14 protein-coding genes are annotated in these 13,452 nt (G+C 61.8%); 11 read left to right on the top strand and 3 right to left on the bottom strand.

Features of this window, described 5'->3' with window-relative positions:
* Position 1: 1 nt before the first annotated feature.
* Both M1D99_RS17165 and M1D99_RS17170 read right to left on the bottom strand, forming a co-directional pair.
* Positions 2 to 1,411: a circularly permuted type 2 ATP-grasp protein gene (locus M1D99_RS17165; RefSeq protein ID WP_186710447.1), complete on the bottom strand. Its 1,410-nt coding sequence runs from the start codon at positions 1,409 to 1,411 to the stop codon at positions 2 to 4.
* A gap of 493 nt (positions 1,412 to 1,904) precedes the next feature.
* On the bottom strand, positions 1,905 to 3,392 hold the full coding sequence (locus tag M1D99_RS17170) for a hypothetical protein (RefSeq protein WP_458130490.1): 1,488 nt from the start codon (positions 3,390 to 3,392) through the stop codon (positions 1,905 to 1,907).
* A gap of 202 nt (positions 3,393 to 3,594) precedes the next feature.
* Between M1D99_RS17170 and M1D99_RS17175 the strand changes: the two genes are divergently transcribed.
* The 7 genes from M1D99_RS17175 to M1D99_RS17205 all read left to right on the top strand — a co-directional run bounded on the left by M1D99_RS17175 (position 3,595) and on the right by M1D99_RS17205 (position 8,960).
* On the top strand, positions 3,595 to 4,185 hold the full coding sequence (locus M1D99_RS17175; protein ID WP_434570613.1) for an amino acid synthesis family protein: 591 nt from the start codon (positions 3,595 to 3,597) through the stop codon (positions 4,183 to 4,185).
* Positions 4,186 to 4,230: 45 nt separating this feature from the next.
* Positions 4,231 to 5,064, top strand: a complete 834-nt coding sequence (locus M1D99_RS17180) for an alpha/beta fold hydrolase (RefSeq protein WP_186710451.1) — start codon at positions 4,231 to 4,233, stop codon at positions 5,062 to 5,064.
* Positions 5,061 to 6,542 (top strand): aldehyde dehydrogenase, encoded by a 1,482-nt coding sequence (locus tag M1D99_RS17185; protein WP_411384589.1) that lies wholly within the window; start codon positions 5,061 to 5,063, stop codon positions 6,540 to 6,542. The genes M1D99_RS17180 and M1D99_RS17185 overlap by 4 nt, the downstream gene beginning before the upstream one ends.
* A 12-nt stretch (positions 6,543 to 6,554) precedes the next feature.
* Positions 6,555 to 7,040: a flavin reductase family protein gene (locus M1D99_RS17190; RefSeq protein ID WP_186710455.1), complete on the top strand. Its 486-nt coding sequence runs from the start codon at positions 6,555 to 6,557 to the stop codon at positions 7,038 to 7,040.
* A gap of 136 nt (positions 7,041 to 7,176) precedes the next feature.
* Complete coding sequence (locus M1D99_RS17195; RefSeq protein ID WP_434570618.1) at positions 7,177 to 7,581, top strand: carboxymuconolactone decarboxylase family protein; 405 nt, start codon at positions 7,177 to 7,179, stop codon at positions 7,579 to 7,581.
* 60 nt (positions 7,582 to 7,641) lie between these two features.
* Positions 7,642 to 8,394, top strand: coding sequence for a GntR family transcriptional regulator (locus tag M1D99_RS17200; RefSeq protein WP_458130491.1), 753 nt, complete (start codon positions 7,642 to 7,644; stop codon positions 8,392 to 8,394).
* Positions 8,395 to 8,396: 2 nt separating this feature from the next.
* Entirely contained in the window at positions 8,397 to 8,960 is a 564-nt protein-coding gene (locus M1D99_RS17205; RefSeq protein WP_053125541.1) for an NUDIX hydrolase, read from the top strand.
* Between the two features lie 6 nt (positions 8,961 to 8,966).
* On the opposite strand, the gene M1D99_RS17210 is transcribed toward M1D99_RS17205, so the two are convergent.
* Positions 8,967 to 9,260 (bottom strand): DUF1330 domain-containing protein, encoded by a 294-nt coding sequence (locus tag M1D99_RS17210; RefSeq protein ID WP_434570620.1) that lies wholly within the window; start codon positions 9,258 to 9,260, stop codon positions 8,967 to 8,969.
* An 80-nt stretch (positions 9,261 to 9,340) separates the two neighbouring features.
* Between M1D99_RS17210 and ribBA the strand changes: the two genes are divergently transcribed.
* From ribBA to M1D99_RS17230, 4 genes are all read left to right on the top strand, one after another.
* Positions 9,341 to 10,450, top strand: a complete 1,110-nt coding sequence (gene ribBA / locus M1D99_RS17215; protein ID WP_186710461.1) for a bifunctional 3,4-dihydroxy-2-butanone-4-phosphate synthase/GTP cyclohydrolase II — start codon at positions 9,341 to 9,343, stop codon at positions 10,448 to 10,450.
* 229 nt (positions 10,451 to 10,679) lie between these two features.
* Positions 10,680 to 11,705 carry an ABC transporter substrate-binding protein gene (locus M1D99_RS17220; protein WP_434570622.1) on the top strand — a complete coding sequence of 342 codons (1,026 nt, stop codon included), beginning with the start codon at positions 10,680 to 10,682 and terminating at the stop codon, positions 11,703 to 11,705.
* A 2-nt stretch (positions 11,706 to 11,707) separates the two neighbouring features.
* Positions 11,708 to 12,634 carry an ABC transporter permease gene (locus M1D99_RS17225; RefSeq protein ID WP_189656379.1) on the top strand — a complete coding sequence of 309 codons (927 nt, stop codon included), beginning with the start codon at positions 11,708 to 11,710 and terminating at the stop codon, positions 12,632 to 12,634.
* A 6-nt stretch (positions 12,635 to 12,640) separates the two neighbouring features.
* Positions 12,641 to 13,450 carry an ABC transporter permease gene (locus M1D99_RS17230; RefSeq protein ID WP_053125546.1) on the top strand — a complete coding sequence of 270 codons (810 nt, stop codon included), beginning with the start codon at positions 12,641 to 12,643 and terminating at the stop codon, positions 13,448 to 13,450.
* Positions 13,451 to 13,452 lie beyond the last annotated feature (2 nt).

Genomic DNA, 13,452 nt, shown 5'->3' on the forward strand with positions numbered 1-13,452 from the left:
CTTAGTCCTCCACTACCCAAGTGTCTTTGGTGCCGCCGCCCTGGGACGAGTTCACCACCAGCGAGCCCTCGCGCAGCGCCACACGGGTCAGCCCGCCGGGCACCAGGCGCGTTTCCTTGCCCGACAGCACGAACGGACGCAAGTCGATGTGGCGCGGCGCAATGCCGCTCTCGACAAAGGTCGGACACGTGGACAGGCTCAAGGTCGGCTGGGCGATGTAGGCTTCGGGCCGGGCCTTGAGACGCGCGCGGAAATCCTCGATTTCCGCGGCAGTGGCGGCCGGCCCGACCAGCATGCCGTAGCCGCCGGAGCCCTGGGTTTCCTTGACCACCAGATCCGGCAGGTTGGCCAGCACATGGGACAGGTCCTGAGGCTTGCGGCATTGCCAGGTGGGCACGTTCTTCAGGATCGGCTCTTCGGTGAGGTAGAAACGGATCATTTCGTCGACGTAGGGGTAGATCGACTTGTCATCGGCCACGCCCGTGCCGACCGCATTCGCCAGTACCACGTTACCCGCACGGTAAACAGCGATCAGCCCGGGCACGCCCAGCATCGAATCGGGGTTGAACGACAGTGGGTCGAGGTAGGCATCGTCGAGGCGACGGTAAATCACGTCCACCTGCCGGGGGCCAGCGGTGGTGCGCATGTACACGTGGTCGTCGCGCACGAACAGGTCGGCCCCCTCCACCAGCTCCACGCCCATTTCACGGGCCAGGAACGCGTGCTCGAAATAGGCGCTGTTGAAGCGTCCCGGGGTCAACACCACGGCGGTAGGGTTTTCCAGTGGGCTTGAGGTCTTGAGGGTATCGAGCAGCAGGTTCGGGTAATGATCGATGGGCGCCACGCGCTGGGCGGCGAAGAGTTCGGGGAACAGGCGCATCATCATCTTGCGGTCTTCGAGCATGTAGCTCACGCCGCTGGGGGTGCGCAGGTTGTCTTCCAGCACGTAGTAGCTGCCGTCACCGTCGCGAACCAGGTCGACACCGGCGATATGGGCATAGATGCCCCGATGCAGGTCCAGGCCCTGCATCGCGATCTGGTAACCCTCGTTGGCGAGCACTTGCTCGGCCGGAATGATGCCTTCCTTGAGGATGTGTTGACCATGGTAGATGTCGGCCAGGAACATGTTCAGGGCCTGGACCCGCTGGATGCAGCCACGCTCGACCATTTGCCATTCACTGGCCTTGATGCTGCGCGGGATGATGTCGAACGGAATCAACCGTTCAGTGCCCTGCTCGTCGCCATAGAGGGTGAAAGTGATACCGGCGCGATGGAACAGCAGGTCGGCTTCGCGGCGGCGTTGCTCCAACAGCTCCAGCGGCGTGTCCGCCAGCCAGCGCGAGAAGGCTTGGTAGTGCGGGCGGCAGTCACCCTGGGCGTCATACATTTCATTAAAAAAAGCGTGGGGCATAGCCAACTCCCTGCCGCGTTCTACACGGCATTTCTTATCACTTCGTCATTCCGACGGTTCGGCCTTGCCTTGCTTTGAGCCCTGCTTTATCGAGTGCGGTCCTGGGATTCCCCTCTGTTTCTTCATGGATGGCGTGTCCTGGCCTGGGAGGCCGGCTTTTCAATGCTTAGCAAAGGGTGTGCCTAAGCGTCACGGCGTCAGGCTCTAGATAGAAAAAGTATTGCAAAACCACTAAAAGGCGAAATTATTTTTCGATCTGGCGACATCAATGACCATAAATGCTGGCACCCTTTCTCTCGAACGCGGCTTGAACGGCTCTTGAGCGGGTAGAATGGGACAGCCGTGCCCCACAAGGGGGGAAGTTTTTACTCATTCATCCATGGCCAACCGCGCTCATCTCCAGACGACGAAAACCTGAGCGCACTGCAACGTTGCAGGAAAATGCACGGATTCATACCCCTCGCCCCACCTTGAAGCAGCACGGCCGTTCACCTCAAGTAAACGCAGCCTCGACGCTGGCGACGATCATCGCCAGATCAGTGGGCAGGTAACCTCGCTTGACCGCCAGGTTTTCCTCATGGCCTCGCGCGCTCCAGGTAGGCAATTCGGCCACCGGGATACGCTGGTAGAGACGGTTGGTATTGGTCGCCCCGGTCCATTTGGTCGTTCGCGCGATCTGCTGGTTGCCGGCGTCTTCGATGAATCGAGTGCGCATCCCCAGCAAGGCCGCGGCATCCATCGCACCGCTGCGCATGCCCAGGTGCACCAATTTGCAGTTCCATTCGGCACTTTTCATGCGCAGGAAAATGGCATATTCGGCAGCACGGTTGGGCCCGATTATCTTCTGGTTGGGGTTGCCGTTGTCCAGCTTCCAATACTCACCCCAGACCTGAAGATTGTCCCGGGACACCGCCCCCGCATCCTGGTCGAGTTTATTCAGGTGGGTCGTCAGCTTCGCGTTGAGGTCCCGGTTGGTCCTCGGGCGTCCGACCACGATGACGTTCCGCCCTTTTTTCAACAACTGGTGACACACCTGCCCCAACCCCGTCCAACTGTCGTCCAGCTCCGGATGGGCACCCCCGTCCTTGCCGCTGAAGCGGGTCCAGACAATGACGTAGCTCTGGCCCTTGACCACCCCTTTGAGCCCCAGGAACTTGTCGAGGCGATACGCCCAGTAGCGATTGGCATTGGGATCGACATTGTCCCACTGGGCGATGCTGCCCTTGCCGTCGCCATTGAGCACTGACGCAGCCACATCGGTGGTGGCGCCACCCACCGGGCACAGTTTTGCACCCTTGGCGACGCCGGCCAGGAATGCCAGTGCCGCATCGGTGAAGGGCGGCAGTGCACTTTTATTGATCCTGGCGTCGACCACCAGGCGACAGATTTCGCAGGCAGCCTTGGCATCGGTGACCAACACCGGCAGCAACCGAGCGGCCTTTACCCCACAGGAAGTGCCATAGAACTTGACCAACCGCTTGGCCGCCGTCTCGTCAGCGGCCGCGTAGAACAGGATCAGCTGTGAGGTGAGGTCATGGCGCAACGCCGCGCCGACAGCGAACTGATCACCCGACATGTACGCGCCCTGGTAGTAATAGGTGCACTTCTGGGCGACGAATTGCGCCGGTGTGTTGTTCCGCGCATCGGTGAACAGCGAGTCACCCTTGGTATTCGCCTCGTCCAGCATGTCGTGGTATTTGCGTTTGTCCTGACCCCGTAAATAAAGCGCCAGGGCCTCCAGACACTGGTTGATGCTTTGATTGGCCTGGGCCGGTGGAGTAGCCCCCACCCGCCACTCGAGGGGAAAGGCTTGATCGGGCTGGGCCAGCGCCTGGACGGCCGCCTGGGTTGTCAGAAAGCGAACCTTCAGGTCGTTACCCAGGAAACGCTTGATGAGGGCTTCGTGGGGTTTGAGCGTCACGTAGGTTGGGCTCAACAATGACCAGACGGTAATTGAAACATCGGCGATTTCGAAGGGCATCCTTCCTCCCCCGGACACGTTGCAGGGCTATCCAAAAACATTCGAGTGTCCGCGCACAAAGCGTAGACCAATTCTTTCGGGGTCGCGGGCGAGCTGCCTTCGGTCGCCTCCCGAACACAAACCTGTTGTAGGGATTTGCGCACTCAGTATTATGGTATACCATCATACGCACACACTTGATCACCCAATGACGGAGCAGCCCATGAGTTTCGAAATTCGCAAGATCGTCAGCTATGTCGAAGAGACATTCATCGAAGGCGGCAAAGCCACCGACAAACCGGTGACCATGGTCGGGCTGGCGGTCGTCATGAAGAATCCTTGGCTGGGCCGCGGTTTCGTCGAAGACCTGAAACCGGAGATCCGCGCCAACTGCTCCGATCTCGGTGCACTGATGGTCGAGCGCCTGGTGGACATCATCGGCGGCGCCGAGAAAATCGAAGCGTATGGCAAGGCCGCGGTGGTCGGTGCCGACGGCGAAATCGAGCACGCCTCCGCCGTGATCCACACCCTGCGCTTCGGCAACCACTACCGCGAAGCGGTCAAGGCCAAGAGCTACCTGAGCTTCACCAACAAGCGCGGCGGCCCTGGCACCTCGATCCAGATCCCGATGATGCACAAGGACGACGAAGGCCTGCGCTCGCACTACATCACCCTGGAAATGCAAATTGAAGACGCCCCGCGCGCCGACGAAATCGTCGTGGTGCTGGGCTGCGCCGATGGCGGCCGCCTGCACCCGCGCATCGGTAACCGTTACATCGACCTGGAAGAACTGGCCGCCGAGAATGCGCAGTGATCCAGCTTGGGCAACCACAATAAAAAAGCCATGCAGGAGCGCTCCATGATTCGGCTCACCGCTGAACTCACCCCGGCCGGCACCAGCTACCTGGCCACCGGCCAAGGCCAACCCGTGGTCTTGATCCATGGCGTGGGCCTGAACAAAGAAATGTGGGGCGGCCAAGTCGTTGGCCTGGCCACGCAATACCAAGTGATTGCCTACGACATGCTCGGCCATGGCGCCAGCCCGCGCCCCCCCAGCGGTACCGCGTTGCTGGGCTACGCCGACCAGTTGCTGGAGCTGCTCGATCACTTGCAACTGCCCCAGGCGACGGTGATCGGTTTTTCCATGGGTGGCTTGGTGGCCCGGGCGTTTGCCTTGCATTACCCGCAGCGCCTGCAAGGCCTGGTGGTACTCAACAGCGTGTTCAACCGCAGCGCCGAACAGCGCGCCGGCGTCATCGCCCGCACCGCCCAGGCCGCCGAGCATGGGCCGGACGCCAATGCCGAGGCGGCGCTGTCGCGCTGGTTCAGCCGTGAATACCAGGCCGCCAACCCGGCGCAGATCGCCGCGCTGCGCCAGACCCTGGCAGGGAATGACCCGCAGGGTTACCTGACCACCTATGAGCTGTTCGCCACCCAGGACATGTACCGCGCCGATGATCTGGGCAATATCCAGGTTCCAACGCTGATCGCCACCGGTGAACTGGACCCCGGCTCGACGCCGGAAATGGCCCGGCAGCTGGCCGAGCGCATTCCCGGCGCCAGTGTTGCGGTGCTCGCCGAACAGCGGCATATGATGCCGGTAGAGTCACCGCGCCTGGTCAACCAGTTGTTGCTGGAATTCCTCGACACGGCAAGCGCCCGACAAAACCAAATAAAGGGGATCGTTGCATGACACTCGCACGTTTTTCGATGTGCATCGGCGGTGAATGGGTCGATGCCTTGTCCGGCAAGACCTTCGAAAGCCTGAACCCGGCCCTGGCCCAACCCTGGGCCGAGTTGCCTGACGCCGGCGAAGCCGATGTGGACCGAGCCGTCCAGGCAGCACAAAGCGCTTTCGACAGCCCGGCCTGGCGCGGGCTGACCGCCACCGCCCGTGGCAAATTGCTGCGTCGTCTCGGTGACCTGATCGCCGAAAACAAAGAACAATTGGCCCAGTTGGAAAGCCGCGACAACGGCAAACTGATTCGCGAAACCCGCGGCCAGGTCGGCTATCTGCCGGAGTTCTTCCACTACACCGCAGGCCTGGCCGACAAGCTCGAAGGCGGCACCCTGCCCCTCGATAAGCCGGACATGTTTGCCTATACGGTGCACGAAGCCATGGGCGTGGTGGCGGCGATCATTCCCTGGAACAGCCCGCTGTACCTCACCGCAATCAAACTGGCGCCGGCCCTCGCGGCAGGCAATACCATTGTGATCAAACCGTCCGAGCACGCCTCGGCAACCATTCTTGAGCTGGCTCGCCTGGCCCTGGAAGCCGGGATCCCGCCGGGCGTAGTCAACGTCATCACCGGCTACGGCCCGAGCACCGGCGCCGCCCTCACCCGCCATCCGCTGGTGCGCAAGATCGCCTTCACCGGCGGCGCGGCCACGGCCCGCCATGTGGTGCGCAGCAGCGCCGAGAACTTCGCCAAGCTTTCCCTGGAGCTGGGCGGCAAATCACCGAATATCATTTTCGCCGACGCCGACCTGGACAGTGCAATCAACGGGGCAATCGCCGGGATTTATGCGGCATCCGGTCAGAGCTGCGTCTCTGGCTCACGGTTGCTGGTGCAGGACGAGATCTACGATGAGTTCGTCTCGCGGCTGGTCGAGCGCGCCCAGCGCATCCGCATCGGTAATCCTCAGGAAGACGCCAGTGAAATGGGCCCCATGGCCACCGCGCAGCAACTGGCCGTAGTCGAGGGCCTGGTGGCCGACGCGATTGCCGAAGGTGCGCGCCTGCGCTTGGGCGGCAAGCGTCCGCCGAACCTGGGCGACGGTTGGTTCTATGAGCCGACGCTGTTCGAATGCGACCGCAACTCGATGAAGATCATGCAGGAAGAAGTCTTCGGCCCGGTGGCCTCGGTGATTCGTTTCAAGGACGAAGCCGAGGCCCTGGCGATTGCCAATGACTCGCAGTTCGGCCTCGCGGCCGGCATCTGGACCCGCGACCTGGGCCGCGCCCATCGCCTGGCCCGGGATGTGCGTTCCGGGATCATCTGGGTCAACACTTACCGTGCGGTGTCGGCCATGGCGCCCATCGGTGGTTTCAAGAACAGCGGCTATGGACGCGAGAGCGGCATCGATTCGGTGCTGGCCTATACCGAACTGAAAACGGTGTGGATCAACCTGTCCCAGGCGCCCATGCCTGATCCGTTCGTGATGCGCTAGGAGTCCTGAGAAATGATCGAACCCGGCATTTACAAAGAAGTCATGAGCTCCTTCCCGTCCGGCGTCACGGTGGTCACCACCCTGGACCCTGAGGGCAATATCGTCGGCATCACCGCCAGCGCGTTCAGCGCGCTGTCGATCGACCCAGCGCTGGTGTTGTTCTGCCCCAACTATGCGTCTGACACCTACCCGGTGCTGCGCGACAGCAAGCAGTTCGCGATCCACCTGCTGTCCGCCGACCAGACCGCCGAAGCCTACGCCTTTGCCGGTAAAGGCAAGGACAAGGCCAAGGGCATCGATTGGCACCTGAGCGAGCTGGGCAATCCGTTGCTGGGCAAAGCCACGGCCATCATCGAATGCGAGCTGTGGCGCGAATACGATGGCGGCGACCACGCGATCATCGTCGGCGCGGTGAAGAACCTGATCCTGCCCGCGCAGCCGGTGACGCCGATGATCTACCACAAGGGCAAGCTGGGGCCACTGCCCGCGCTGGCCTGATGACCATACACATCCCCCTTGTGGGAGCGAGCCTGCTCGCGATAGCGGTGCGACAGTCGAAATTGATCTGCCTGACACACCGCTATCGCGAGCAGGCTCGCTCCCACAGGTTCAGCACTTTTTTCAGGGAGCCCGCATGAGCAATGACAAATACGAACAAGGCCTGAAGATCCGCACCCAGGTGCTGGGCCAGGACTACGTCAACCGTTCCATCGAGAACGCCGATGATTTCACCCGGCCGCTGCAGGAAATGGTCACCGAGTATTGCTGGGGTCATGTCTGGGGTCGCGAGGGTTTATCGCTCAAGGAGCGCAGCATGATCAACCTGGCGATGATCTCCGCCCTCAATCGCCCACACGAACTCAAGCTGCATGTGCGTGGCGCCTTGCGTAACGGCTTGAGTCGTGAGCAAATACGCGAAATTCTGCTTCAGGTCGGTATCTATTGCGGCGTTCCCGCTGCCGTGGACAGTTTCCGGCTTGCCCGTGAAGCCTTCGCTGAAGCCGATGCCGAGGCCTCCAGTCAACCCTTGGCTGTTTGATCTGAACGTGCACGGATGTTGCCCGTTTGGCATGGACAGCCATATTACAGAGCGGACCCCATGAAACGCCTGCCACTCGACGACAGCTTCAAGGTCAATCGCAACCCCGTTACCCTGCGCGAGATCGTGCTGGATAAATTGCGAAGCGCCATCATGAACTTCCAGCTCCTGCCGGGCGACCGCCTGGTCGAACGGGATCTGTGCGATCGCCTGGGCGTGAGCCGCACGTCGGTGCGTGAAGCCTTGCGCCACCTGGAATCCGAAGGTCTGGTGGAGTTTGCCGATGCCAAGGGCCCACGGGTCGCCATCATCACGTTGGCCGATGCCGTGGATATCTATGAACTGCGTTGCGTGCTCGAAGGCCTGATCGTCCAACTGTTCACCCTGCGCGCCAAGGCCAAGGACATCAAGGCCCTGGAGAAAGCCCTCGAGGAAAACCGCAAGGCCCTCAAGGAAGGCGAGCTGCAACAGGTCATCGATTCGGTGCAAGGCTTCTACGACGTGCTGCTCGAAGGCTCCGGCAACCATGTCGCCGCCACCCAGTTGCGCCAGTTGCAGGCGCGCATCAGCTATCTGCGGGCGACCTCGGTGTCCCAGGAAAACCGTCGCGGCAGCAGTAACCAGGAAATGGAACGGATGGTCGAGGCGATCAAGAGCGGCGACCCCCTGGCCGCCCACCAGGCCTGCGTCGACCACGTGCGCGCCGCTGCCAAGGTCGCCCTGGATTACCTCAAGCGCCAACAGGAAGAGACCGGTGAAACCCCCGAAATCATCCCGCCCATCGCCCTCAAAGAACCGCGCATAGGTCGCTAGCCATGTTCAGCCCGAGCTTTTGTCCAAAGTGCGGCGGCAGTGACCTCGATCACCGCCTGCCAGCGGGCGATACCCATGAGCGACTGATGTGTGGTGGTTGCGGCTACATCCACTACGTCAACCCGAAGATCATTGCCGGCTGCATCATCGAGCAGGACGGCAAGTACCTGCTGTGCCAGCGCGCCATCCCGCCGCGCCCGGGCACCTGGACGCTGCCGGCCGGCTTCATGGAAGGCAACGAGACCACTGAACAGGCCGCGCTGCGGGAAGTCTGGGAAGAAACCGGCGTACGCGCTGAAATCGTCTCGCCCTACTCGATCTTCAGCGTGCCGAAGATCAGCGAGGTGTACATCATCTTCCGCGCCATCGCGCTGGAGATCACCGGCCAGTTCGGCCCGGAAACCCTCGCGTGCCAGTTCTTCGCCCCTGAAGACATTCCCTGGGACAGCATCTATTACCCGGCCATCCGGCAGATCCTCGAACGTTATATCGAGGAACGCCAGGCCGGGGTCTATGGCATCTACATGGGCAACGACGACAGCGGCAAGATTCATTTCATCCGCTGACGAATCTCAGGGTGCCACACCCTCGACAATGATCACCTCGGCCCGGGCCACGCCTTCACGGTGCGTCTTGGCCTCCTGATACTGCGCCGAGTGATAGCAGGCCAGCGCCTGTTCGTAGGAATCGAACTCGATCACCACACTGCGCTGCGGCGTGGCCCTGCCCTCCATCGCTTCGCTGCGCCCGCCCCGGGCCAACATCCGACCGCCATACAAGGCGAACGCCGCCGGCGCCCGTTGGGTGTATTGGCTGTATTGATCGGGGTCGGTGACATCCACATGAGCAATCCAGTACGCCTTCATAGTGACCTCTCGGTTTGTTTTGTATTATGGTATACCACGACATCGTTCCAGCAAGCCCCTCAAAACAAAGAGAGCCCGACATGGCCTTTAACAACATTCAGGAAATCATCGAAGACTACCGCCTGGGCAAGATGGTGTTGTTGGTGGATGACGAAGATCGGGAAAACGAAGGTGACCTGCTGCTGGCCGCCGACTGTTGCAATGCCCAGGCCATCAGCTTCATGGCGCGCGAAGCCCGGGGGCTGATCTGCCTGACGTTGACCGATGAGCACTGCCAGCGCCTGGGACTTGAGCAAATGGTACCGAGCAACGGCAGTGTGTTCAGCACCGCGTTTACGGTGTCCATCGAGGCTGCCAGCGGCGTGACCACTGGCATTTCCGCTGCCGACCGGGCGCGCACCGTCGCCGCCGCCGTGGCCGTCGATGCGGGGCCCAACGACATTGTGCAGCCGGGGCATATCTTCCCGCTGCGGGCCAAGGAAGGCGGCGTGCTCACCCGGGCCGGGCACACCGAAGCCGGTTGCGACCTGGCGCGTCTTGCGGGTTTCACCCCGGCCTCGGTGATCGTCGAGGTGATGAATGATGACGGCACCATGGCCCGCCGCCCGGACCTGGAGATTTTCGCTCGCAAGCACGGCATCAAGATCGGCACCATCGCCGACCTGATCCACTACCGCCTGAGCACCGAGCACACGGTGGTGCGCATCGGTGAACGGGAACTGCCGACGGTGCATGGCACCTTCCGCTTGTTCACCTTCGAAGACCGCATCGAAGGCGGCGTGCACATGGCGATGGTCATGGGCGATATCCGTCGGGAAGAACCGGCCCTGGTGCGGGTGCATGTGATCGATCCACTGCGGGACCTGGTGGGTGCCGAATACAACGGCCCGTCCAATTGGACGTTGTGGGCGGCCCTGCAGCGGGTGGCGGAGGAAGGTTGCGGCGTGGTGGTCGTGCTGGCCAATCACGAGTCGTCCCAGGCGCTGCTTGAGCGCGTACCGCAACTGACCCAGCCACCACGACAGTTCAGTCGGTCGCAATCGCGCATCTATTCTGAAGTGGGCACCGGCGCGCAAATTCTCCAGGATCTGGGCGTCGGTAAATTGCGGCACCTGGGACCACCGCTCAAGTATGCGGGGTTGACCGGCTATGACTTGGAAGTGGTGGAAAGTATCCCCTTCGAGGGATAACCCGAGGTTGAACAAAATCCCACAAAAGATCACGAAAAACCTAGGCAGACAGATAGCCGGTACAGCAAAACCCTTGCAGAAAGTTTGGAATACCATAATATGATATTCCATAGACCGAGTGCTTCAGCCAACCGTTGGCACGGTCCCCCGCAAGGCCAGTTGGACCAATGCTCCCGATAAGTGGGCGAACAAAAGCCCGCTCAATAAACACAACAATGAGGGCGTGAAAATGGTGTTGAAGAAACGTGCAGCCGCAATTTTTTTTGCTGGCCTACTGAGTATCACCAGCCAGGCGACGATGGCCGCTGAAAGCGTCAACTTCGTCAGTTGGGGCGGCAGCACCCAGGACGCGCAGAAGCAGGCCTGGGCCGACCCATTCAGCAAGGCCAGCGGCATCACCGTGGTCCAGGATGGCCCCACCGACTACGGCAAGCTCAAGGCCATGGTCGAAAGCGGCAACGTGCAGTGGGACGTGGTCGACGTCGAGGCGGACTTCGCCTTGCGCGCCGCAGCCGAAGGCCTGCTCGAACCCCTCGATTTCTCGGTCATCCAACGCGACAAGATCGACCCGCGTTTCGTCTCCGACCACGGTGTCGGCTCGTTCTACTTCTCGTTCGTGCTCGGCTACAACGAAGGCAAGCTCGGCGCGGGCAAGCCAACGGATTGGTCGGCGCTGTTCGACACCAAAACCTACCCTGGCAAACGCGCCCTCTATAAATGGCCGAGCCCCGGCGTGCTTGAGTTGGCCCTGCTGGCCGATGGCGTGTCTCAGGACAAGCTCTATCCGTTGGACCTGGACCGTGCTTTCAAGAAACTCGACACCATCAAGAAAGACATCGTCTGGTGGGGCGGCGGCGCCCAGTCCCAGCAACTGCTCGCGTCCGGCGAAGCCAGCATCGGCCAATTCTGGAACGGCCGTATCTATGCCCTGCAACAAGACGGCGCTCCGGTCGGCGTGAGCTGGAAGCAGAACCTGGTCATGGCCGACATCCTGGTCATTCCAAAGGGCTCGAAAAACAAGGCTGCCGCCATGAAGTTCCTGGCCAACGCCAGCAGCGCCAAGGGCCAGGCCGATTTCTCCAACCTGACCGCCTACGCGCCGGTCAACGTCGACAGCGTCGCACGCCTGGATTCGGTGCTCGCCCCCAACTTGCCGACTGCCTACGCCAAGGATCAGATCACGCTTGATTTCGCGTACTGGGCCAAGAACGGTCAGGACATCGCGACACGGTGGAACGAATGGCTGGTCAAATAAAAATGTCGGCATCGGCAACCCAGCACACCGGGGGCGCCGCTGGCGCTGCCGGTGTGGCAACCGTCCCGGCCATTGCACCGCAAGCGCCGTCGCGGCTGCAGCGCTGGCGCGGGGCCGGTAACCTGCTCCCCGCCCTGCTGTTCCTCGGCCTGTTCTTCCTGGCGCCGCTGATCGGCCTGCTGCTGCGCGGTGTGCTGGAGCCGGTGCCCGGGTTGGGCAACTACGAGCAATTGTTCGCCAACTCGGCCTATGCCCGAGTGCTATTCAACACCTTTTCGGTGGCCGGGCTGGTGACGCTGTTCAGCCTGCTGCTGGGTTTCCCCCTGGCCTGGGCCATCACCCTGGTGCCCCGTGGCTGGGGGCGCTGGATGCTGAACATCGTGCTGCTGTCGATGTGGACCAGCCTGCTGGCCCGCACCTATTCCTGGCTGGTGCTGTTGCAGGCCTCCGGGGTAGTGAACAAGGCATTGATGGCCCTGGGCATCATCGACCAGCCGCTGGAGATGGTGCACAACCTCACCGGCGTGGTGATCGGCATGAGCTACATCATGATCCCGTTCATCGTCCTGCCGTTGCAGGCGACCATGCAGGCCATCGACCCGATGATCCTGCAGGCCGGCTCGATTTGCGGCGCCAGCCCGTGGACCAACTTCTTCCGGGTGTTCCTGCCGCTGTGCCGGCCGGGGCTGTTCTCGGGCGGGCTGATGGTGTTCGTGATGTCCCTCGGTTACTACGTGACCCCGGCACTGCTGGGCGGCGCGCAGAACATGATGCTGCCGGAATTCATCATCCAGCAGGTGCAGTCGTTCCTCAACTGGGGCCTGGCCAGTGCCGGCGCGGCCCTGTTGGTGGCGATCACCCTGGTGTTGTTCTACTTCTACCTGAAGCTCCAACCGGAATCCCCGGTGGGTGCCAGCAACGCGAGGTAAGCCGCCATGCTCCTGACTCCCAATGCCATGAGCCGGCGCATGCGGTTCGGCCTGTATTTCACCACCGGGCTGATCGCGCTGTTCCTGCTGTTGCCCATCGTATTCATCGTGCTGCTGTCGTTCGGTTCGTCCCAATGGCTGGTCTTCCCGCCACCGGGCTGGACGCTCAAATGGTACGGCCAGTTCTTTTCCAATCCCGACTGGATGAGCGCGGCGCTGACCAGCCTCAAGGTTGCGGTGCTGACCACCGTCTGCGCCGTAGCCCTGGGCTTGCCCACCGCGTTTGCCCTGGTGCGCGGGCGTTTTCCGGGCCGGGAAATGCTCTACGGCCTGTTCACCCTGCCGATGATCGTGCCGCTGGTGATTATCGCCGTGGCGGTGTACGCACTGTTCCTCAAGCTCGGCTACACCGGGACGATGTTCGCCTTTGTGGTCAGCCACGTCATTGTCGCGCTGCCGTTCACCATCATCTCGATCATCAACTCGCTCAAGCTGTTCGACCAATCCATCGAGGATGCGGCAGTGATCTGCGGTGCCTCGCGCCTGCAAGCGGTGTTCAAGGTGACATTCCCGGCGATTCGCCCGGGCATGGTCGCCGGTGCGCTGTTCGCGTTCCTGGTGTCGTGGGACGAGGTGGTGTTGAGCGTGATGATGGCCAGCCCGACCTTGCAAACCCTGCCCGTAAAGATGTGGACCACCCTGCGCCAGGACCTGACGCCTGTGATCGCCGTCGCTTCGACGCTGCTGATCGGCCTCTCGGTATTGGTGATGGTGATCGCCGCCGCCCTGCGCCGGCGCAACGAAATCAGCGCCTGAGC

The organism is Pseudomonas sp. R3-41, from assembly GCF_054161485.1.